23 protein-coding genes are annotated in these 22795 nt (G+C 52.1%); 6 read left to right on the top strand and 17 right to left on the bottom strand.

Annotation, left to right across the window (positions count from 1 at the left end):
• Positions 1–44: 44 nt before the first annotated feature.
• The 6 genes from ACFSB2_RS00955 to ACFSB2_RS00930 all read right to left on the bottom strand — a co-directional run bounded on the left by ACFSB2_RS00955 (position 45) and on the right by ACFSB2_RS00930 (position 7138).
• Positions 45–614, bottom strand: coding sequence for a hypothetical protein (locus ACFSB2_RS00955; RefSeq protein WP_377940651.1), 570 nt, complete (start codon positions 612–614; stop codon positions 45–47).
• Positions 615–781: 167 nt separating this feature from the next.
• On the bottom strand, positions 782–1486 hold the full coding sequence (locus tag ACFSB2_RS00950) for a hypothetical protein (RefSeq protein ID WP_377940649.1): 705 nt from the start codon (positions 1484–1486) through the stop codon (positions 782–784).
• 178 nt (positions 1487–1664) lie between these two features.
• Positions 1665–2621: a thioredoxin-disulfide reductase gene (gene trxB, locus ACFSB2_RS00945; RefSeq protein ID WP_377940648.1), complete on the bottom strand. Its 957-nt coding sequence runs from the start codon at positions 2619–2621 to the stop codon at positions 1665–1667.
• 53 nt (positions 2622–2674) lie between these two features.
• The gene (locus ACFSB2_RS00940; RefSeq protein WP_377940647.1) at positions 2675–3970 is read right to left on the bottom strand and encodes an arsenic transporter; all 1296 of its coding nucleotides are present in this window, start codon (positions 3968–3970) and stop codon (positions 2675–2677) included.
• Between the two features lie 122 nt (positions 3971–4092).
• A complete protein-coding gene (locus ACFSB2_RS00935) occupies positions 4093–6537 on the bottom strand; it encodes a GNAT family N-acetyltransferase (protein WP_377940646.1) in 2445 nt (814 codons plus the stop codon).
• 262 nt (positions 6538–6799) lie between these two features.
• Positions 6800–7138, bottom strand: coding sequence for a thioredoxin family protein (locus ACFSB2_RS00930; protein WP_377940645.1), 339 nt, complete (start codon positions 7136–7138; stop codon positions 6800–6802).
• A gap of 226 nt (positions 7139–7364) precedes the next feature.
• Between ACFSB2_RS00930 and ACFSB2_RS00925 the strand changes: the two genes are divergently transcribed.
• From ACFSB2_RS00925 to ptsP, 4 genes are all read left to right on the top strand, one after another.
• On the top strand, positions 7365–7625 hold the full coding sequence (locus tag ACFSB2_RS00925; protein WP_377940644.1) for a hypothetical protein: 261 nt from the start codon (positions 7365–7367) through the stop codon (positions 7623–7625).
• A 63-nt stretch (positions 7626–7688) separates the two neighbouring features.
• On the top strand, positions 7689–7841 hold the full coding sequence (locus ACFSB2_RS00920; protein ID WP_377940643.1) for a hypothetical protein: 153 nt from the start codon (positions 7689–7691) through the stop codon (positions 7839–7841).
• A gap of 358 nt (positions 7842–8199) precedes the next feature.
• The gene (locus ACFSB2_RS00915; RefSeq protein ID WP_377940642.1) at positions 8200–8451 is read left to right on the top strand and encodes an HPr family phosphocarrier protein; all 252 of its coding nucleotides are present in this window, start codon (positions 8200–8202) and stop codon (positions 8449–8451) included.
• Positions 8452–8703: 252 nt separating this feature from the next.
• Positions 8704–10302 (top strand): phosphoenolpyruvate--protein phosphotransferase, encoded by a 1599-nt coding sequence (gene ptsP / locus ACFSB2_RS00910; protein ID WP_377940641.1) that lies wholly within the window; start codon positions 8704–8706, stop codon positions 10300–10302.
• Between the two features lie 97 nt (positions 10303–10399).
• On the opposite strand, the gene ACFSB2_RS00905 is transcribed toward ptsP, so the two are convergent.
• From ACFSB2_RS00905 to ACFSB2_RS00865, 9 genes are all read right to left on the bottom strand, one after another.
• Positions 10400–11389: a rod shape-determining protein gene (locus ACFSB2_RS00905; RefSeq protein WP_377940640.1), complete on the bottom strand. Its 990-nt coding sequence runs from the start codon at positions 11387–11389 to the stop codon at positions 10400–10402.
• A 106-nt stretch (positions 11390–11495) separates the two neighbouring features.
• Positions 11496–12494, bottom strand: a complete 999-nt coding sequence (gene galE / locus ACFSB2_RS00900; protein WP_377940639.1) for a UDP-glucose 4-epimerase GalE — start codon at positions 12492–12494, stop codon at positions 11496–11498.
• The gene (locus tag ACFSB2_RS00895; protein WP_377940637.1) at positions 12491–13690 is read right to left on the bottom strand and encodes a galactokinase; all 1200 of its coding nucleotides are present in this window, start codon (positions 13688–13690) and stop codon (positions 12491–12493) included. Before ACFSB2_RS00895 ends, galE begins: the two co-directional genes overlap by 4 nt.
• Positions 13687–14661, bottom strand: a complete 975-nt coding sequence (gene galT / locus ACFSB2_RS00890; protein ID WP_377940636.1) for a galactose-1-phosphate uridylyltransferase — start codon at positions 14659–14661, stop codon at positions 13687–13689. The genes ACFSB2_RS00895 and galT overlap by 4 nt, the downstream gene beginning before the upstream one ends.
• 37 nt (positions 14662–14698) lie before the next feature.
• Positions 14699–15451: a DeoR/GlpR family DNA-binding transcription regulator gene (locus tag ACFSB2_RS00885; protein WP_377940635.1), complete on the bottom strand. Its 753-nt coding sequence runs from the start codon at positions 15449–15451 to the stop codon at positions 14699–14701.
• 273 nt (positions 15452–15724) lie between these two features.
• Positions 15725–16240 (bottom strand): staygreen family protein, encoded by a 516-nt coding sequence (locus ACFSB2_RS00880; protein ID WP_377940633.1) that lies wholly within the window; start codon positions 16238–16240, stop codon positions 15725–15727.
• Positions 16241–16379: 139 nt separating this feature from the next.
• The gene (locus ACFSB2_RS00875) at positions 16380–17498 is read right to left on the bottom strand and encodes a S53 family peptidase (RefSeq protein ID WP_377940632.1); all 1119 of its coding nucleotides are present in this window, start codon (positions 17496–17498) and stop codon (positions 16380–16382) included.
• Positions 17499–17686: 188 nt separating this feature from the next.
• Positions 17687–18370, bottom strand: coding sequence for a bacillithiol biosynthesis deacetylase BshB2 (bshB2, locus tag ACFSB2_RS00870; protein WP_377940631.1), 684 nt, complete (start codon positions 18368–18370; stop codon positions 17687–17689).
• A complete protein-coding gene (locus tag ACFSB2_RS00865) occupies positions 18371–18745 on the bottom strand; it encodes a YojF family protein (protein ID WP_377940630.1) in 375 nt (124 codons plus the stop codon).
• Between the two features lie 231 nt (positions 18746–18976).
• Here ACFSB2_RS00865 and ACFSB2_RS00860 point away from each other — a divergent pair, with 231 nt between their 5' ends.
• On the top strand, positions 18977–19966 hold the full coding sequence (locus ACFSB2_RS00860) for an aldo/keto reductase (RefSeq protein WP_377940629.1): 990 nt from the start codon (positions 18977–18979) through the stop codon (positions 19964–19966).
• A gap of 155 nt (positions 19967–20121) precedes the next feature.
• Here the strand turns inward: ACFSB2_RS00860 and pruA are convergent, their stop codons facing one another.
• Positions 20122–21660, bottom strand: a complete 1539-nt coding sequence (gene pruA, locus ACFSB2_RS00855; RefSeq protein WP_377940855.1) for an L-glutamate gamma-semialdehyde dehydrogenase — start codon at positions 21658–21660, stop codon at positions 20122–20124.
• Positions 21661–21821: 161 nt separating this feature from the next.
• Here pruA and ACFSB2_RS00850 point away from each other — a divergent pair, with 161 nt between their 5' ends.
• A complete protein-coding gene (locus tag ACFSB2_RS00850) occupies positions 21822–22322 on the top strand; it encodes a cupin domain-containing protein (RefSeq protein ID WP_377940628.1) in 501 nt (166 codons plus the stop codon).
• A gap of 23 nt (positions 22323–22345) precedes the next feature.
• Here the strand turns inward: ACFSB2_RS00850 and ACFSB2_RS00845 are convergent, their stop codons facing one another.
• On the bottom strand, positions 22346–22792 hold the full coding sequence (locus ACFSB2_RS00845) for a GNAT family N-acetyltransferase (protein ID WP_377940627.1): 447 nt from the start codon (positions 22790–22792) through the stop codon (positions 22346–22348).
• Positions 22793–22795: the final 3 nt, after the last annotated feature.

Below are 22795 nucleotides of genomic sequence, written 5' to 3'. Positions count from 1 at the left end.
ACGCTTAATTCGCATTGAAACACGAGCACCCAAGCGCTGCTGCATCACGTGGACAGTATCTTTACGCTCGCTGCCACCGGCGTGATCGCAACTTGAAATAACGGTTGTTTGCGCTGGCCTGGCATGTGGGCGAAACAAGTGAATTTACCCATTTGCTGCGCACGAAAGCGGATAATACGGCTTTGGTCTGCTGGAATGCTGGTGGATGTCTGAAAGGAGGGGTTTTCTTCTGTCTGAAACGAAAACATGCCAACAGATTTGTTTTGTTCATGTAGAGGGAGAAAATGAACCGCTTGTAAAGACTGGCTTGTCTCATTGTCTACCGTCAATCGCAGCATGGTGTTGACAGGAAGAGAAATGGTCATTTTTCCACCTGTTTGACTGTTCACCAACAATTGCCCATGTTGCTCGCGAATGTGCAGTGTGAGCCAGGCCTGATTCGACAGCGAAGGTCTATTTTTCAACCCTGGTTTGTTTGATACGTCGGACACCGTTCCTTGATGATGGGCGCTTGCCTTCGAGGATGTGGATGTCGCTGCTTGCGCATGTGCGTATCCTCCCATGAACGTGGCACCCAAAAAAATCGCGGGTATCGTGAGCAAAAGTTTGCGCATAGAAATGACCTCCATTCTATGCGTAGACTCTCACACGTAAGGAAAATTATGCAAAAAAGTATTCCAAAAACCAGCAAATATGTTGGTTTGCAAATTCGAAGGGCTGCCCCTTCAGTCATCTGCTCGATGACGTTTGGGACAGCCCATGATCATTGACACATTGCCGCTTATTGATAACCGTTCAAATCCTGTTGGATTTGTTGACGAACCGCTTGTGGGTTGGTGCCAAACTGGGAGAACATGCCGCCCTGCGGCTGCTGACCATAGTTTTGTTGCGCTGTGATGCCTTGCCCGTAACTCATTTGCTGTGGACGATATCCACCAGCCTGCTGCGAGGTCATTGCGCCTTGTTGGTTGGCCAAATCCTGTTGGATGTGCTGACGAACGACTTGGGGATTGGTGCCGAATTCGCCAAAAGCGCTGTTTTGCGCCTGCGGGAAATACGAATTCGCGTACTGGGGCTGTGCATTGTATCCTAACTGTTGACCATGTGCGCCCTGTACTTGAGCAGGAGCGGCATGCATAACCTGCTGCATTGCCGCAGGGTTGAACTGGTTTTGACCTGCATACCCGTACTGGTTTGCCTGCGGTCCTTGATAGCCTAAGTCTTGTGCAATATGTTGTTGCACAGTTTGTGGGTTGGTCGCCCCTGCATGCATGACGTCATGCATGCCACCTGCAAACGGGCTCATTTGTGACTGATACGACTGTTGTGGTTGCCCCTGTAAAGATTGTTGGATGTGCTGCTGAACGACTTGGGGGTCCGTCGCAAATTCACGAAGGGTGTTATATCCTTGTGGCGCTTGATTGAAATAGCCCATGTTGCCTCCTTGGGCCCCTTGGTTCGGCTGATAGCCTGAATACTGTTGCAAACAGATCAACTTCCTTTCTGTACCTACAAAATTGGATTTTCGCGTAAAGTATGCGCACTACGCCAGGACAACATGCATATTTCACGCAAAAATTCACAGATGAAAAAAGAGGCCTTCCGTCAACAGTGACAGGAAGACCTCTATCCATGCTCTATTTATCATCTAGCGCCAACGCTGCTTAGGTGGTCGACATGGACCAGTCGTGTGTTGCGCTGCCTTCAAGGTATTTCTCGACATCAATGGCTGCCTTGCAACCAGAACCGGCAGCCGTGATGGCCTGACGGTAACGCGAATCCATCACATCCCCACACGCAAAGACGCCTTCCACAGACGTTTCAGAGGTCGCCCCTTTGGTGACGATGTAGCCGACATCGTCTGTCTCCAACTGCCCTGCCAAAAACGCAGTGTTTGGTTGGTGGCCAATCGCGATAAAGACGCCATCCGCTGGCAGTGTTTTGCGCTCTTTTGTCGCATTGTCAACCACGGTCAATCCGGTCACCTTGTTGCCATCACTGACGATTTCTTCTGAAGTCACATTCAAGACCCATTTAATTTTCTCATTTGCCCGCGCTCGATCCTGCATGACCTTCGAAGCGCGCAGCTCTTCGCGGCGATGAACAATGGTGACTTCCGATGCGAATTTGGTCAAAAAGGTGGCCTCTTCCATCGCCGAATCCCCACCTCCGACGATGATCACTTTCTTGTTGCGGAAGAAGAATCCATCACAGGTTGCACAGGTGGAGACGCCACGGCCAATCATGTCGTGTTCCCCCGGAATGCCCAGCATTTTCGCTGACGCTCCGGTCGCTAAGATCAACGCATCAACCGTATATTCGGTTTCCTTATCCACTGTGACGCGCATCGGACGCGCTTTGACGTCAACTGCGGTCGCGCGGCCGCGTCGAAATGTCGCGCCAAACCGTTCGGCCTGCTTCTTCATGTTCTCCATCAACTCTGGGCCCATGACGCCGTCGACAAACCCTGGGAAGTTTTCCACTTCGGTCGTCAACGTCAGTTGACCACCCGGTTCCTCACCCTCAATGACCAAGGGTTCAAGATTGGCGCGCGCACTGTATATCGCAGCTGTATAACCAGCTGGTCCAGTTCCAAGAATCATCACTTTACGATGTTCCATTTGACATCCCTCCATCTCTATCTTGCCACATGTACCACGTTGAAATAAAGTCGTCAATGCAATAATAGACCCCAGCCGTACAAGCTGGCCAGCGTGGCGACAAGTGTGGGCACAGTCAGCAAAAAACCGGTCTTACAATAAGTCCACACACGAATGCGCACACCCTTTTGCGCCAACACATGGAGCCAAAGCAATGTCGCAAGTGATCCGAGCGGGGTCATCTTAGGTCCTAAATCACAGCCAATCACATTGGCGTATACGTACATCTCCTGCAACCAAGGCAAATGGTGCAAACCGTGAACTGAAATCGCCCCTATCATCACACTGGGCAAATTGTTCATCACGCTCGATACAAAGGCCATCACCAGCCCCGTCGCAAAGACGCCCATCCACGTTCCATGCGCCGACAACACGCTTATCAGCTTGGTCAGAACGTGCGTCAGGCCGACATTTTGCAGTCCGAACACGACGACGTACATCCCAATCGAGAAAAAGACGATGGACCACGGTGCATTGCGCAAAATGGGCCATGGTCTCAACACGTTTGTCCACCTGGCCGAGCACAAAAACACGATGGCGATGAGCGCAGTCATGAAACTGACCGGAATGTGCAATAAGTCCGTGACAATGTAACCCGCAGACAATACGCCCAACAATACCCATGAGATGACAAACATCCCGCGATGACGGATGGCTTCTCCAGGCGGCCGCAGCATGCGAACGTCATACGTGGATGGAATTTCTCTATAAAAGAGCAGCATGAACATCAGCAAGCTGATCCCCACACTGACAAAATACGGAACAATCATATGTAACAAGTAATGCAGGAACCCGATGTGAAAGTAGTCCGCCGTCACAATATTGACGAGATTGCTGACAACGAGCGGCAAAGATGCGCTGTCTGCAATAAATCCACTTGCAAGCACAAACGGAATCGTCCGTCGCAAGTCGAATTTCAACAAATGCATCTTTTCGAGCACGATGGGTGTCAAGATCAAAGCTGCACCATCGTTTGTGAAAAGCGCGGACACTGCGGCGCCAAGCAAACTGACCAAAATAAACAGGCGTCGACCATCGCCTTTGGCCAAACGGGCCATGTGCAACGCTGCCCATTCAAAGAAGCCGATCTTATCGAGAACCGTGGAAAAAATAATAATTCCGATAAAAGCAAACGTCGCATCCCAGACAATCGTGGTCACCGTCCAGACGTCGCGCCAATGCACGACACCAGTCAACAAGGCGACGATTGCGCCTGACATCGCAGTCCAACCGATGGACAATCCACGAGGCCGCCAGATGACCACGACTAAAGTCGCAATAAAAATTGCAAAGGCCAATGCCCCCGACATTTATACGCCTCCGTATTCGGCTTGATGGGCACTTATTTGCCATTTGTGACACTTAGGAAGCCCGGAATTGGCCAAACGCTCATCAAAAAGAGAAACGTTTGGCTTTTGTCCGAACGGATACCCTATGCCAAATCGATGGTCCAACTGTTGTATGGCACGCGCGAAGCCTCGACTTTCGCCTCCATACATTGCAACCGATCCGTCAGCTTCAGATGGAATTTCGCGTGGCTCACTTCCGGGACGTCCTCTATCCATTGTGACAGGCGGAGAATCAAATCAAGCACGAATGCCTGATGCTCCTGTTCCACTGCTCCAACGTTGGCGCGCGCACATGCATCATGCCAAATTTCCCTTGCGTCCGCATCTGTCAGTGGAACCAGCCTCACCGCCGGCAACAAACCAGGCACTTGCATGATGCTGGATGCGGATTGCCCAGCCAAATCAAGACGCAACAACGGTCCAAACAGCGGATCGGAATCAACCCGAATCTCGACAGTCATCCCTGCAGGGGCGACAGAATCGCAAAGCGTCACACCTGTCCCCAACGCTTTGAGCACTTCCTTAATGGCGTCGCGCGTGAGTTCCGCCCGCTCGACATCGCTTGTGAGCGCTGACCGGACAATCGAACGTGCCGCTTGGGTATCAATGTCAGGCAAATCCGGTATGTGGCCAAAATCTCGATCCCGATACTCGTGATAGGCGGTCATTTTCGCCAAAGCGCGCACGGCCTGTTCGGGAAACGGATAGATGGGAATACACCTGTCCGAATCCACTTCCAGATAACGCACTCGATAGTCACCTGTCGTCAAAAAGTTGGCAACCACCGGTTTGTCGTAGGGATGGCGTCCCTCTCCAGCGGGATCGTTGGCCACTTCGCACAAGGCTGCAGAGATGGCGACACGCACCGCTTCTTCCTCTGATGAACCGACTGGTGTAAACAGGACAATCACCGCATCCACTGAAGGATCCCGCATGACTTGCGGCAAAACGACCCGATAGCTCTCTGCAAGCGCCTCAAAGCCCAGATTGATGACAGGTTCGACAAATTCCAAGCCCTCACGCAAAAGTCTATCTACCGACATGACAGCGCCGCCGGCTGTATTGGTGACAATGGCGACACGTCGACCGGAGTGACATTTTCCCGCGCGAATCAACATGGCCACATCGAACAATTCCTGAAGCGTATCCACCCGGATGATGCCCGTCTGGCGAAACATCGCCTCCACCGTGGCATCTTCCGCAGCCACAGCGACTGTATGGCTCTTGGCCACATTGACGCCCACTGGCGTTCTCGCGCTTTTGACGGCGAGAATCGGTTTGTGCCGCGTAATGCGTCGCGTGATGCGCGTGAATTTACGCGGATTGCCGAACGATTCCAAATACAGCAGGATCATTTCGGTTGCTGGATCAGACTCCCAATACTGCAAGAGGTCATTGCCGGAGACGTCCGCGCGGTTGCCTAAACTGACAAAGCTGGAAACCCCAACGCCAATGCGCGCGGCATAATCCAAAATGGTGATGCCAAGCGCGCCAGAGTGCGAAGCAATCGCCACATTCCCCACATCCGGTATGTTCGGCGCAAAACTGGCATTCAGTTGCACGTGCGGATCCATCTGAATCAAACCGAGGCTGGATGGTCCTATCATCCGACAGCCAGCCGCACGCAGACGATCCAAAACCGTTTTTTCCAGTTCCGTCCCAGGCGGGTCCGTATCAGAGAAGCCTGATGAGACAATCATCACGCTTTTGACGCCTGCTTCAATGCACTCATCCGCAACGGACAGCATTTGGCTAGCAGGAACCACAATGACCGCGAGATCAACCTGCTCGGGCACATCCTTGAGCGACGGATAAGCTTTGACGGCGGCTACTGAAGCAGCAGTCGGATTGACTGGGTAGACGGTCCCCTTGAAATCGCTGCTTAAAATATGCCGAAAAATCACATGTCCAAGCCGTTCAGGCGCCCGAGATGCCCCGATGACGGCGACCGATTTCGGATGGAAGAACGTGTGCAAAGAAGCGGCCGTCGCCAGCCGTTCGCGCGTCTCCTGCAGCGCTCGACTGCGCTCATTGTGGCGCAGCGGCCAAACCAGATGGATGATGCCGGATTCCTCTTTTTTGGTCATTGCAAAACCACTGGCGCTAAAGACATGCATCATCCGCTCGTTGTCCGTCAGCAGACTGGCTTCAAACTGCTTGACACCGTTCAGATATGCCACTTCTGCCAGGTGCTCTAGCAACAGTGAACCGAGACCGCGTTTTTGTACGTCATCGGCGACCAAAAACGTCACCTCAGCGCTGTCTTCGCCAAGCCTTTGATAACTGCCGATGGCAAGTGCGCGATGGCCATCGCTGCACATCAGCGTCAACGCCGTCGGCCCGCCATCTCCAATCAATTTTTCAATGGCATTATCATCAAAATCTCGGATCACTTGAAAAAAACGAAAATAGAGACTCTCCTCTGATACAGACTGCAGCAAGTTGCGGATCTGTCCAACGTCCTCTTTGGTAAACCGAGCCTTGCGCAACTCCGCGACACCGCCGTCACGCAGGATAACCCGTGCCATATCATGATCCACCTGCCTTGCAAAATAAAGTTCCCTATAAAAAATACTACCCGTAAACACGTGTTCCGGGTAGGCCATTTCAGATTTAAATCTGCTGATGGTTGTCCAAAAGGAGGTGCAGAAGCGCCCTGTTCCTCCTTTGCGACAGATTTTCCTGAAAATACAGCTGGCGTTTTGGCACACGCCATCCGCCCGTCTTGATTCACTCGTATTTTCGTAGTGCTACGTGCGCATCAAAAACGGCAGTCTATCAAACAGCGGATCACTTTTGATAAGCATTGTTGAGAAATGACTCAACTTGTTCCTTTGATTTTGCGTCTCGGCTGAACAGGCGGGCAACTTCTTTGCCATCCTCATAGGCAATAAAAGTGGGAATGCCCAAAACTTCTAGTTTTTCACCCAAGTCCGGCAACTCATCTCGATTGGCCCGAACCATCGTGAAATCAGGTTGATACTTGTTTTCCCACTCATCAAAATACGGTTCAATGCGCTTGCAGTCTGGACACCAATTGGCATAAAACTCGACCATGACACGACCCGCTTGCGTTGCGTCAGCGTATGCTTCGTTCGTCTTCAATTCTTTCATCGAAAATTGGGCCACCTTTCCTATCCTCTATTGAAAATGAAATGGGTACATTGGCGCCAACCATCCGCAATGCTCCGACTGACTGGCATTTTCATGCTGCTGCTGATGCTAGATGCATCACGCACGGTGGTTCATCTCAATTATAACGCCTTTGGACGTGTGGAAAAACCCGACACGATATTGTTCAGCAGATATGTGGATATTAAACCGGACAAACATCATTCACAAGGGGGCGCCATACATGGCTGACCATCACTCCAGTTTGAACAACCAAACCCCTTTCGCAGACGCTGACAACGCGGTTGAGAAAGCGGAAAACGCGGTCAAACAGGTGCTGTCGCACAAAACGCATTCGACCATCGCGCAAGCAAACAACGCGCTGTCACATGCTGAAAATGCGGTTCACGCTGCACAGTCTCTGGATGATCCCATCGCGGTTGAACGGCTGAACGCCCGTTTTGCACAGGCGCAGCAAACTTTGGCCAATACCCAAGGCGAGTAACGAGCCGCGCCGGGACTGTCTTCATATGGTAAACCAAAAACCATTTCGTTGGAGGTGGCCAGAATGAAGGTGGGTACATTCGTCAAGTTGGGTTCACTGGCATTCAATGTGGTACGTGATGAAAAAGTGCAGGAGCTATTTAAGATGGCTCATCAAGGGGCAAAGCGGCGCGGCATACTACAACCTCCGCCGTATGGGCAGCGCGGACGAAAATAAATACAGCCAACATCTATCTGCACTGATGACATCCAGGACGATGTCCAGGGACAGGGACGTCCTTTTTCACGGAGGGCGTCCCCTTTTTACGATTTACCAGACGACAGCGCCTCATTTGGCAGTTGGTTCACAGCTTTCGCACCATTCGCATCATTTCCAGTATTCCTTCCCGATTGAATACAGGCCTTTGATGGTGTAGAATCCGAGGGTATCAAGCAAAGCTTGAGCTGCCCCTGATAAGAATGTACATCCCCACAACTTTGTGTGCACAACATCGAAAGGTGTCATTCAGGGCACTGATATCGAACACGGACACACCTTGTACTCCAGACATAGCGAAATAAGGAGGAGTTTGTGGATGCAAAAACAAACAGTGGAAGTCCAAAGTGCGGCAGGGCTGCATGCGCGCCCGGCGTCAGATTTTGTCAATACGGCGCAACGTTACAAATCGGAAATCAAAGTGACCGTCGGTGATAAAACAGTCGACGGCAAAAGTATTTTAGGCATTCTCAGCTTGAGCATCGCCAAAGGAACAAAAATCGAGATTTCAGCAAACGGGCCAGACGAAGAAGAAGCGCTGAAGGCCATCGTTCCAATTGTCACATCCTGATTCGTTGAAATCCGACGGACAAGACACAATACCCAGCCATGACGCTTGTGTTTACTGGCGCGCTCGTCTGTGAGAACGCCCATGCAACGCAAGATGTCATGGCTGATGGTAATGCCATATACAGACTTGCGATTCAGAATAAGACGTCATGCGTCATGTGATCCAAAAATATCAAAATATGAATCAATCTAGACATTGCGAATGACGCGGCACAAAGGTGCCGATTTACTTTTTAGTTAGGAGCGAAGCAGTTTGGAGAAGTTTTTCGGGGTGGCGGTCTCAGAAGGAATCGCCATCGGCCCATGTTACCGCCTAGACAACAGTGATCTCGACATTCAGCCGGCCAAATCAACAGATGCAGTTGCCGAATGGCAACGCGCGCAAGAGGCCAAAACGCGCGTTGCAGCCAACTTGCAAAAGCAGTTGGCCCAATTTGGCGATGATCCACACGCAGAAATCCTGCAAGCGCATCTGACGATATTAAATGATCCCGAACTGGCTGCTGGCATCGAGAACGCCATTCAAACACAACACGACACCGCAGAGTACGCTGTCAGCCACAATATCCTGTCGTACGCGGACATGCTGGAATCTCTGCCCGATGAATATTTGCGTGAGCGCGCACAAGACCTGCGTGATTTGCGCATTCAATGGCTTTCACAGTTGCTTGGCAAGACAACTGCGGCCAACGTGCAAGCAAATTCGGTCATCTATGCCCCCGAATTGCTGCCGTCCCAATTTCTCCAAGTCCGTTCTGTCGGCATTGCTGGCATCATCACAGAACAAGGTGGTTCAACCAGCCATGTCGCCATTCTCGCACGCAATTTTGGCATTCCGATGGTCACCGGTCTCTCTTTGACAGATGTTGTAAATGAGACAGAGATTGCCCTGGACGGTCAGAGTGGACAAGTCATTGTAGCGCCGGATGCGCAAGCGTTAACTGAGTTGACCAACACGCGCGATGAATACGAAAAGATGATGAAAAACGCCTACGCGAACCGGCATCTTGAGGCCAAGACAAAAGCCGGGCAACTCATTGAAGTGGCAGCCAACATCGGGAGCCCAAATGATCTTGCCCACGTGTTGGAAAACGGCGCGGACGGCGTCGGCCTCTTCCGTACGGAATTTCTGTTCATGGACAGAAAGGAAGCCCCGACAGAAGACGAGCAGTACGAGGCGTACAAACAAGTTGCACAAGGATTGAGCGGGAAACGAGTGGTCATTCGCACACTGGATGCCGGTGCGGACAAAAAGGTCGCCTACCTGCAGTTTGACGAGGAAGAAAACCCATTTCTCGGCGTAAGAGGACTGCGTTACACGCTCAAACAGCCCACTTTGTTCCAAACGCAGCTCAAGGCAATATTGCGCGCGGCCGACCATGGCAACATCGCATTGATGTTCCCTATGGTGACCAGTGTCGCCGATGTGGAAGCCGCACTCGCAGCGGTTGACGAAGCCAAAGGCGCGCTAAAGGCGGAAGGCAAATCATTTGGTGAAGTTGAATTGGGCGCGATGATTGAAGTCCCGGCAGCCGCATTGATCACGGATCTCCTGGCGGAAAAACTCGATTTCGTCAGCGTGGGCACCAACGACTTAATTCAGTACACGACCGCATCGGATCGAATGAATCCGGAGGTTACAAAGTGGTACGATCCTAGCCATCCAGGGCTGTGGCGCCTGTTGGAACAAGTCGCAAAAGGCGCGCATGCGAACGGTGCATGGGTTGGTATGTGCGGCGAACTGGCCGGTACGCTTGAGTTCGTGCCCCGCCTGATTGAGTTGGGCTACGATGAGCTCAGCATGTCGCCAAAGCGCATTGGTCTGGTCAAAACGACAATCCGCGCACTGTAAAAAACAAAAGCACATACAAAACGGTTCACAGTGACAGTTGCTGTGAACCGTTTTGTATGTGAAGCATGGCGATCCGCCATTCACTCGATGTCGACATTTATGCCCGCAACCGCACTTTTTCCGTGCTTTTCCGTTGGCTGGCCACCAGTTTGGCCAAACCGCGAATGACACAGGTGGTCGGTTCAGCCGCAACACGAATGGGCACCTCAATGCGCTCGGCCAATTCCGCCTGCGCGCGATAGCCCAATGCGCCGCCACCGACCAAAGCGACACCGTTGTCCATGACATCGCCGACGAGTTCTGGCGGACAATGTTCAATCGTCTGACGGATCAAATCTTTCACTTGACTGTAGTATTTGCTGAGTGGCTGCCAGAACAAATCCCTGTCCACACGCATCTTGGCAGGCAATCCTGTGGTGAGACTGCGGCCGATGACTTCAAAAGTGGGTTCATCGCCCGCTTCCGCTTCACCAAGCAGTTGCTTGACTCGTTCCACCGACTGTTGGCCAATGATGAAGGCATGTTCACGGCGAATATTCTCTATTATCGTCTGATCAATAGCCTGTCCCCCGTAGGGCATACGCCGCATCTCGACAATTCCCCGCATCGACAAAAGTCCGACCTCTGTCTTGCCTGCGCCCATATCGACGACGAGCGCGCCGTGAGGTTGATCCATTTCGATATCAGCGCCAGCGGCAGCAGCCACCAACGAATCGTAGAATTCAACTTGGCGCGCGCCAGCGTTTTTCGCGACCTCTTCCAAGCCGCGCCGTTCCACCGATGTCAAATTGGCCGGTAAGGCAAAGGTCATTGGCATACGCAACATGCCTCCCCGCGAGGAGAAGCTGGCAATCGTCAACTTCAACATATCCGTGGCCGCCGGTCCATCTTTGACGACACCCGCTTCAATCGGGGCGATCAACTGCACCGATTTTGGCGTACGTCCGACCATTTTCAGCGCCTCGTCCCCTGCCACAGTAGGAGCGCCTTCCTGCAACGCAACCATACTGGCCGCTTCGATCAGATTGTCCGTACGCGCCACCAGCATGCGCAACACGCTTGTCCCAAAATCAATCAGCAAACTCATTTATCAGCGCACATCCTCGAACTGTCTTTTTCGACAGATTTCGAGAACCGTCGTCATTCTATGGGGGTCGCGCCTGTTTTACCAAGCATCCCCACGCATGTTCACATCAATCCTGGTACCCTTGGGGATGCGCCTGATGCCACTGCCACGCGCTCGCAACAATCTCCGCCAGTTCGGTCCGTTCAGGCGTCCAGCCCAACACACGATGCGCTTCGGTGGCGTCTGCAATCAACTGCGGCGGATCTCCCGCCCGGCGCGGTGAAACTTGCGCTGGAATCGGATGTCCAGTCACCTTTCTGGCGACATCGATGACTTCTTGCACAGAGAAGCCGCTGCCATTGCCGAGGTTAAACGCGCTGGCGCCTTTTTCCCCATTGCGCAGATACTGTACTGCGAGCCGATGGGCCTTCGCCAGATCCATCACGTGAATGTAATCGCGGATGCAGGTGCCATCGGCGGTGTCATAATCATCGCCAAAAATATTGACCTTCTCCCGCTGACCAAGGGCCACCTGCAAGATAATCGGGATCAAATGACTCTCTGGTTGATGATCCTCGCCGATGGGCAACGTGGGGTGCGCGCCTGCTGCGTTGAAATAGCGCAGAGAGACGCTGGATAGGCCGTACGCCTGATTCGCCCAGTGAAACATCCGCTCAATGGCCAATTTGGTCTCCCCATACGGATTCGTCGGCAATTTTCGATCCGCCTCGCGAATTGGCATCCGTTCAGGCAAGCCATACACAGCTGCCGTCGACGAAAACACGATGCAGAGCACATTCGCCTGCACCATGGCTTCCAAGAGCTTTGCCGTACCCGCGACATTGTTGTCGTAATACTTGAGCGGATTTTGCACGCTTTCGCCTACCAGGGAATTGGCCGCAAAATGAATGACCGTATCTACCGCATGACGCTGCAGTACATCGACCATTTGCGCCGTGTCGCGAATGTCGAAGTCGTACAGCGGCACGTTCAACGACGCCAGGACGGCGCCTCTGTGACCTGTCTGCAGACTATCCACCACCACGACCGATTCGCCGTGCTGAACCAGTTCCGCGACCGTATGACTGCCGATATAGCCAGCCCCGCCTGTGACGAGAATCGTCATTGCGCAAACGCCTCCTTTTGTAACTCATGTGCGCCATCGCCAATTTCACTGACATAAAAACTGGGCGTAAGCCCCGTGCGCCGCGCATATTGCGCCTTCACATGCGCTTCAAAAGTCGGCAGTTGTTCTGCCGCCACAATGCTCACCGTACACCCGCCAAAACCAGCGCCCGTCATTCGCGACCCGATACAGCCGTCCACCTCCCACGACGCTTCCGCCAAGGCGTCCAATTCCTCGCCTGTGACTTCATAATCATCGCGCAGCGAGACATGCGATTCGTTCATCAGCTTGCCAAACCCCAGCAAATCGCCAGCGCTAAGCGTTTTGACCGCCTCGATGGTGCGATGGTTTTCAAACACCACATGTCTGGCCCGCTTCAACAAATTCGGGGTGTCCGCCAGCGCCGCCGCAACGGTTGACCACATGTCCACCGGAATGTCGGCGAGATTTGCCCAACCGTCCCCAAGATGTTTGACCCGCGCAAACGCCGCTTCACACTCGGCGCGCCGTTCATTGTACTTGGAATCCGCGAGGCCACGACGCTTGTTCGTATTGGTCATCACCAGCCGATAATCCCCCAGGGCAACTGGCACCAAGCGATGATCTAGCGTTTGGCAGTTGAGAAAAATGGCCTTGTTCGCTTGACCCATCGCCACTGCAAACTGATCCATAATGCCGCAATTGACGCCGACAAACTCGTTTTCCGCCTTTTGGGAGATGAGTGCAATCTCCTGATTGGATACATTCTCTCCCGCCAAAACACGCACTGCGCAACCTGTCACCACTTCAATCGCGGCCGAGCTGGACAAGCCAGCCCCGTTGGGCAAATTGCTGTAATAGAAAAAGTCCCCGCCAGCAAATGCGAATGATCTCTGCTTTTGCATGACATCAATGACACCCATTGGATATCTGGCATATTCGGCGCCAGTCGCGCTGTCTAAGGCATCGACGCGGGCCTCTACCACCTCTGGGAACGCCTGTGAGTAGAAGCGGACAATGCCGTCCTGGCGCGGCCGAACCCACGCCCATACGCCAAGCGACAGCGCCGCCGGAAATACGTGACCACCGTTGTAATCGGTATGTTCTCCAATCAAGTTGACACGCCCCGGCGCAAAAAACATGCGCACATCCGTTTTCGATCCCGGTGAGAACATCTCAAATGCTTGCCATAAAGCGCTCAAATCGCTGCTGCTCATGCCATTTCCCCCTTTGCTTTTTCAATGGCGGATCGCAATTCGACTGCGGTTTGCTCAACTGCCATCGGGTTGCAAGGCGCCCATGCCCCAGTCTCCGAAGAGGCGAGGTATTTGATTTGCTGTGGACCTCTTAGCGGCGGGTAAAACTCGATGTGAAAATGATAATATTCGGATGCGTCCTCCCCATTGACCGGATGTTGATGGATGGCCATCATGTAGGGGAACGGCCGCTGAAACAGTTCATCCATCCCAGCCGTGACCTGCTTGAGTATCAAAGCGAGATCGTCCTTCTCGGCATCTGTGAAATCGGTGATTTTGGATTTGTGCGCCTTGCTCGAAATAAACGCCCCATACGGATAATCCGTGAAAAACGGCAAATAGCTGACAAAGTGGTCAGTCTCCATCAACATCCGCTTTGCGAATGAAGCCTCTTCTGCATTCATATCACACAAAAGACAGTGGCCCGTCTGCTCGTGATGGTCTTTACAGGAATCGAGCTCGACGCGAATTTTTTGCGGCACATACGGATAAGCGTAAATCTGGCCATGCGGGTGCGGCATGGTCACGCCGACTTCAGGGCCGCGATTTTCAAAAATAAACACATATTTATGCCGCGCATCTGCCGCCAACGCCGTATAACGCGCCGACCAGAGATCGACCAGTTTGCGAATATGCGGCACGGAAAGTTGCGACAGCGCCGTGTGATGGTCTGGTGAATACAAGACAACCTCACATTTGCCGTAACTAGGCGCAACCGAATACAGCGATGTCGCTACCGCATCCGGTTCTGGCGGCTGTGATGAAAGCGCCGGAAAATCGTTGTCGTACGCATAGACGTCATAGTCGTCCGGCACTTTCCCCGACCCTGGACAAAATGGACAACCCGTCTTCGGCATGTCCGGTCTTTTTTGCCGGTTTGAAGCCACCATCGTCCAATCCCGCAGCAGCGGATTATAACGCAATTCTGCCAATGTACTTCCTCCTTTTGCTGGACGCGTCCGCCGAAAATCAGACGACTTGCACGCGAATGCCCAATTGCATTGCGGCGTTTGTCTCCGGCCGCGCCACATCCGTGATGATATCGTCCACCGCATCCATCGGCGCAATATGCGCAAACGCTTCAACGCCCCACTTGGTGTGATCGAACAACAGGACGACGCGGTCTGTCTTGTTCATCAATACCCGATTGACCGACGCCTCCAGCATGTTTGGCGTGGACATCCCTTTTTCCACGTCAATCCCATGAACGCCCATAAAAAGGATATCCGTGTGCACTTGCATGGCGGCCGCTTCGGCCAACGGGCCGACAAGCGCGTCAGACGGCGTGCGAAAATGTCCTCCGGTCAGATAAATGTCGTCAAAGCCCCCACTTTTGAGCGCCAAAGCGACATTGGTCGAGTTGGTGACAAATGTCACATCGCGAAACCCACGCAAGGATTGGGACAGTGTCCACGTCGTCGTGCCAGCGGTCAAGCCGACCGTCATCCCCGGTTCAATTAAGGAACGCGCCAGGCGGGAAATCTCTTCCTTGGCTTCCGCTTGCAAAATGCGCTTCGCCATGAAACCAACTTCATTCGCGCTCCCTTTCACCTGCCCGCCGCCCACGACCGTCTCCACCAGCCCCGCTTCTTTGAGCGCGCGCAAGTCGCGCCGCACAGTCATCTCCGATACGCCAAGCTCATTGGCGAGATCCGCATAGGAGACAAAGCCGTGTTTCGCAAGCAGGGTAAGCAGCGCATCGCGACGTTGTTGCGGATACATCACGATCACATCCTTTATCTTGCTACCCCTCATTTTATCATGTTTTAACGTCAAATGTTCAATTTGTGTTAATTTTTGATGATTCGATCTCGCTGTTTCATCTTGTTGTGTGACAAGCTATGCCCATATTTCGCAAAACCATGTAAATAAAACAAAAGGCACACCAGCGATGGGCATGCCTTTTGTGGAGTGGATTCACTTTTCCGCCGATGTGCATTCGGATCAAGCGCATTGCTTGCAATTGGATCGCGTTCGACATTTCCCGTGCAATGTTTAGCGGCGCATGCCAACGGGTTGAATAAACTCGTAATCCTTCCAAGTTCCCCACGGTTCAATGCGGTGATACTTCTCATCTTCAGATTCAAAATGCACATATACTGCTGCTTTCTCTAATTCAGGGAACTGTTTAATTAAAATTTGATCCCCATAATGAATGGTTATGAGCGCCAGCGGCAATTCCCGTATAAACACCTGATTGCGTGATTTGGCTCGGCCATGCACCCGTCCGCCGCTCACGTGCACATACGCGTGCAACTCAAATATACGACCGTCCGACGTCTCAGTCGTCAACCACTGGGCCAAGACCTCGTCGCGCATATACCGAGTGTATAAACCGGATAACTGGGCTTGATTGTAATCCAAACCTATACTTAAAAACAGATCTCCCGTTCGATCCGAATGGGTCAACGTATAGTGACGATTTTCAACAGGGGCGTCCGGTGTCACACCCTCAAGCATCACCGTATGCAACTTTTGAGGGCGAAACTTCGGCGACTTGCGTTTTTCCATCGCGGCTTCTCCTCTGCACTCTAATATTCATTCGCCCATCATATGCAAAGAACCCCGTACGCGTTCTGCATACAGGGTTCTTTGTTTTTTTATGGATCAACGGTGTAACAAGAGAAGCGCTGCATGATCTCGACTGTCTTCAAGCGTGGGCTGCCAAGAAAGAAATGAATTGCGTGACATCCAGCGATCCCCAACCGGTACACGCATCCCAACCAGGTTGCGCCTGATAACCGACCACGCCATTAAAGCTGTTGTTGCCAGCAATGATGTCCCGATACGAAATCTGATTGTTATACTCGTAAAGCAAGCTCCCCAACTTCGATATCGGCGCTTTCCCGACAACCGCACGGGCTTGGTTTGCGAGCGCGACAATCGCGGCAAAGACTGGACAAGAAACCGAGGTGCCGCCCACCACCGCAGCTTGACCTTGGAACACGATTTGATAGCCTGTTGCCGGATCCGCGTTAAAAGCGACATCGGGCAGCCCGCGCATCGTTCCACCAATGCCCTGTTGCCATGGCGCCTTCGCGAAGATGCTTGAATAGCCGCCACCAGTGGCGCCGCCATTTTGCATGCTGTAATAGGTCCAGGCCGTCTCACCGTATTGCTCATCCAGGTGTGTGCCGCCCACCGCCACAGCATACGGCGAAGTCGCTGGCGCATCCGCGTGCCGGACGCGATCACCACTCGTATCGTGGAGCCCATATGCGCCTTGATCACCCGATGCGACGCAGACGGTAATTCCCTTGCTGTCCAACTGGCGAATCAGTTCAGCAATCGCCTGCAAGTCATCTTCCGCAAATGAAACTTCACCGTCACCGTAAGAGATGGACAAGACGCTTGGATGATATTGCGTGTCATCGCGAACATACGTCAAAGCCCGAATGATCGATTGCGCAAATTCAGCGTAGGTCTCACCGCCATTTGCCTCATAGACAACCATTGTCGCTTGCGGCGCCAGCGCTCCCGCCCACTGCAAATCAAGCGAGGCCTCCTCGTCATCTGGGCTCTGTCCATTGTCATTGCGTGTTCCGTCAACCGACACAAATGCCACTTGCGGTGAAGGAATCTGATGCATCGACCAAAACGTGTGGGCATCGCGCAGGCTGTATCCGTTGGAGAATTCCAAGATACCAATCGTTTGCCCCTGTCCCTGATAACTAGAAGGAAAGTGGTAAGCCCTGCGAATGTCTGCAGGGAAATACCCTTGTCCATGATTGACCAGTGCCTGACGTGCAAAAATGGCTTTCTTGTGCATGTGTCATGACCTCCTTCAATTCCTTGAACCTGACACAATGCATCGTATGTGGACGAGATGAAACCCGTCCGTTATAAATAGCCACGCCTGTCACACGTCCAGCCTTGTCAGCCCATAGAAAAAAGCCTGATGGCTGCATCAGCATCAGGCTGTATAAACGATATGGGGATACATGACGATTTGTCGGATTAGTCCTCCGTCGGATAAATCCAAAACACTTCCCGCTTCATGCCCACTTCAATTTGTTCCTTGATCTTTGGATCCTCCGCCATCTGCTCTTCCATCTTGGAGAACATGCTCTCATACTGCGATTTGTGCGCGCGCATGGCCGCCATCTTCGTCTCGTACACTTCGGATACATCAAAGACAAAATCCGGCGGGCCAAGCACTTCCTGCGCATTGTGGGTGACGGCAGAACCATAAACCACAGGCCGCTCATCCTTGGCGATCCGCTTCACCGCCCGCACAGTCGCCTCTGACAAGGCGTCGTGATCTGGATGTACGCCGTGCTTGGGATAATAGGTCATGACGATAGAGGGATTGACTTCCCGAATCACCGCTTCAATCTGGTCCGCCACTGCTTCTGGATCTTCGAATTCAACGGTCTTGTCACGTAATCCCAACAAGCGCAAATCACCGATGCCGAGATGACGGCATGCATCCTCCAACTCAACTTTGCGAATGCGCGGCAGGTTCTCACGCGTTGCAAACGCGGGTTTTCCCATATTGCGCCCCATCTCGCCCAGCGTGCCGCAAATCAAGGTCGTCGGCGTCCCCGCCTTCGTGAACAGCGCGACCGTCCCCGCCTTGCCAAACGATTCATCATCTGGATGAGGGAATACCAAGAGTAAATGACGTTCCTTTTGCACCATTCACGCCTCCTCCTCGTCAATCACGCTCATTGGAAACGGTGTTTCGGACAGTTGCAGCGCAACAGCAAGGCGACCTTCGTCATCATGGCCAGCCAAAAGCAAACGCCCATGTTCATCCACTTCGAAATCGGTGAGGCCTTGCGCAAAAATCCAACCGTCTTCCATTTTCAGGCCAACTCGATACGGCTTGTCCCCTTCTATCTGCGCCCGATGAAACTGCACTTTGCCATTTCGAATGTAAGCGCAAACCGCCATTTGCTGACCAAAACGATGGGCTGCATAAGCGCCATTCGTGGTCTCCAAATGCAGATATACATCTCGATTTAAGTATTGCTTCAACTTGGACTGCACCGCATCGCGATCAATCGGTTGCATTCGCACTCCCTCACTTTCAATATGAACGCTTGCCTATCAATCCTTCTTAAGTCTAGCGAACCTCTCGAATTGTGGCAATCCGCTTCACTTACATTACATACTTACATAAATATATTGTATATCTATAACGAGATTCTGTAAAATTGCCGCTTAAGCTTAGGTTGACGCAAATGTGTCTTCAGCTTCTCATTTCAAGCGTTGCGACAAGACTTTGAAAGAGGGGGAATACAGATGATCCATCGCTCGATTGGTTCTAAAGGTCCGTCTGTATCAGCAATTGGTCTTGGATGCATGGGCATGTCATCGATATATGGACAAGCGGATCGTGACGAAAGTATCGCAACAATACGCTCCGCATTAGAGGCAGGCATTAATTTTTTCGATACTGGCGACTTCTATGGAGATGGTCATAACGAACTCCTTTTACGTGAAGCGTTATCAGAAGTTCAACGTGAAAATGTGTTTATTGCCGTGAAGTTTGATGGAAAATCACACCCATTACAAAAAGCTGAAAGAAACGTGGACAATCGACACGTAAACGTTAAGTCGTTCCTTGCCGACACGCTGCAACGTCTTGGTGTGGACTATATTGACTTGTATCAGCCAGCGAGAATCGATCCTAACATACCGATAGAGGAAACTGTCGGAGAAATTGCTGAAATGGTGAAGGCGGGATATGTCCGTTATATAGGACTCTCAGAAGTAGGTGCGTCAAATATTCGTCGCGCACACGCTGTACATCCAATTCGTTGGTTACAAATTGAGTATTCCCTATTTAATCGGGGGATTGAGCAAGAAATCTTACCAACGCTCAGAGAACTTGGTATCTCGCTTTCGGCTTACGGTGTGCTTTCAAGAGGCTTACTTAGTGGCTCCTGGTCACGGGATCGAGTATTGAATTCCGATGACAAACGGCGAAATGGACCTCGGTTTGCCAATAAAAATCTTGAGCGAAATTTAGCACTTGTTGAAGCTTTGCGTAAAATTGCTGTGGAAAAACAAGCGACCGCGGCACAATTGGCAATCGCGTGGGTTTTATCACGCGGAGATGATGTCATACCATTAGTCGGCGCACGGAAGCCCAAGCAACTACATGAATCTCTTGGTGCCCTTAGCCTAAACTTAAACCCAGAAGATCTTTTGCAAATTGAGGCGGCGATTCCTTCAGAACTGGTTGCAGGAGAATATTATCCCGTCTCAAGGGACAAATGGTTCAGGTAACTTGATAGACCAAAAAAGACCACCGCTGGTGGTCCTTGGATTCGAAAATAGCTTGACAAACCTGTCCAAAATGAGAACAGGCCGTCACGCATCACAGCCACGGTGGGTGAGCGACATACAGCTTTGCTCACCCACCCAAATGGCCGTCAACTCCATCAGAATTGTTCCGTTACCGTTTTCGGCTGCACGAAGTTGAGGAGGTAGTCACCACTGCCCGCCTTCGCATCGGTGCCAGACATATTAAAACCGCCAAACGGCTGAATGCCGACCAAGGAACCTGTGCACTTGCGGTTGAAGTACAAGTTTCCGCACATCATGTAGCGCCGCGCATATTCCAACCGGGCGCGTTCACGGGTAAATACGGCCCCTGTCAGGCCATACTCCGTGTTATTGAAGACATCAATGCCTTCCTCAAACGATTTTACTTTACAAATGGCGAGCACCGGACCAAAAATCTCTTCTTGCATAATTCTTGCATCTGGTTTCGCATCGGCAAAGATGGTCGGTTGCACGAAGTATCCAACCTTGTCATCCGCAGTGCCGCCCAATACGAGCCGCGCCTCTTGTTTGCCAATTTCGATGTACTTCGTGACCTTGGCGAACGACTTTTCGTCAATCACCGGACCCACTGCAGCATTTTCAGCAGGCGCGCCGACTTGGAGCACTTTCGCCTTGGCCACGACCTTTTCAACCACTTCATCATAAACATCCTCATGGATGATGGCGCGGGAACCAGCCGAACATTTCTGGCCTTGGAAAGCGAACGCCGCAGCCACAATGGCTGACGCAGCCGCCTCGACATCTGCGGTTTCATCGACCACAATGCCATCCTTGCCGCCCATTTCGGCGATGACGCGCTTGATCCAACGTTGCCCTTCGGAGACACGGTGCGCGGTCTCGTCGATATGCAAGCCAGTTGTTTTGGAACCCGTGAAGGAGATGAAACGGACGTCTTTGTGGGCAACCATATAATCGCCAATTTCCTCTGGCGGACCAGGCACAAAGTTCAACACGCCAGCCGGAAGTCGGATTTCATTCATGATCTCGACAAACTTTGCGGCCATCACCGATGACAGCGGCGAAGGTTTGAGAATCACCGTATTGCCAGTGACCAAAGCAGCAACCGTCGTCCCTGTCAAAATGGCGAGCGGGAAATTCCAAGGTGGAATCACCGCGCCAACGCCGAGCGGCAGGTAGACCATCCGATTGTCTTCGCCCGGATATGGCACCAATTCCTTGCCTTTGCCCAATTCAATCGCTTGACGAGCGTAGAATTCCAGGAAATCGATGGCTTCATTGACGTCCCCATCCGCTTCATCCCAGTTCTTTCCGGACTCATAAATCTGCCATGCCATCAGCTCTGCTTTGCGGCGACGAATGACGGCAGCCGCTTTGACAAGGTACATCGCCCGCTCTTCAAACGTGGTCTGACTCCAGGAAGAAAACGCCTCATTTGCAGCCATCACGGCAGCGTCGATATGCGCTTGGTGCGCCTGACTGACATGGCCGATAATTTCCGCGTGTTTCGCTGGATTGACGGATTTTAGCGTGGTATCTGTGGTGATTTGTTTCCCGCCAATATACAACGGATAGGTTTTCCCAAATTCTGCTTTGACCTGTTCCAAGGCGGCCAACAACTTGTCCCGATGTTCGGCGACACCATAATCGATGGTTGGCTCATTGTGGTAAGGCATCAGTGTCAACTGGCATACCCCCCTAAAATTAGAATCTACAGCTTCTATCCTGCCAAAATTCTTGCCAAATGCAAATCTGAATCTTACGTCAAGCAGGAATGCGCCAGCGGTGACTCGAACCCCCTAAACTTAAACGTCCGATATGAGGAGTTGACCTGAAATTGAACGCACGCGAGTGGATTACACAGTTAGACCTTGCTCCCCATCCAGAAGGCGGTTTTTATCGAGAAACATATCACGCAAACCACTGGCTTCATGATGAACTGACGCTACAAACATATGATGGCAAACGAAGGACGGCGACATCCATTTATTTTTTGTTGGAAGGGCACGATGTATCCCGGTTTCACCGGTTAAAGTCTGATGAGTTGTGGTATTTTCACACGGGGAGCGCACTGACTGTGCACGTGATTGACCCAAAGGGGACATATCAGACGCACGCGCTTGGTCTGTCGCCCGCAGGGAAGCAAGCCCCACAGCTATGTATCCCCCGCGAGCATATCTTCGGTGCGACAGTGGACGACCCCGACGGCTTTGCACTCGTATCCTGTATGGTGTCGCCAGGGTTCGATTTCGCTGATTTTGAACTGTTTGATCGCGCTGTATTGCTTAAAATGCACCCACAGCACGAACAGATCATCAATCGACTGACAAAAGAGTAACTTTCCTTGGGTGAGGTGCGTTGCTACGCTTGTCCCAACTGTTTTTTCATGCGCACGTGCAAAATGCCTGCGTCGAGAAATGGCGTCTCGCTAATGGTCTCATAACCCAATTTTTGATAAAACCCTTCTGCATGGCATTGCGCATCCAAAATGGCCGTTTGAAATCCTTGTTCAGCGGCCATTTTTTCAATAGCGGCCATCACTTTACGACCGTACCCATATTTGCGATGCGTGGCCAACACCGCCACGCGTTGGATTTTGGCGGTATCTGCGTCGTACGCTTTGAAACGGGCTGTGGCCACAGCCGTACCGTCTTCATCGCGAATATAGAGATGATTGCCGACACCGAGCACGTCCTGTTCATCGATTTCCTCTTCTTCGGCAACGCCTTGTTCCAGCATAAACACGGCCCGCCGAACAGCCAGGTACTGCTCCAATTCCTGTTGTGTCTTTACATAAACAATCTGCATTCC

Source organism: Alicyclobacillus fodiniaquatilis (genome assembly GCF_042678105.1).
Classification (GTDB): domain Bacteria; phylum Bacillota; class Bacilli; order Alicyclobacillales; family Alicyclobacillaceae; genus Alicyclobacillus; species Alicyclobacillus fodiniaquatilis.
Note: the sequence above shows the minus strand (reverse complement) of the source record. Positions and strands in the feature narration are given on the sequence as shown.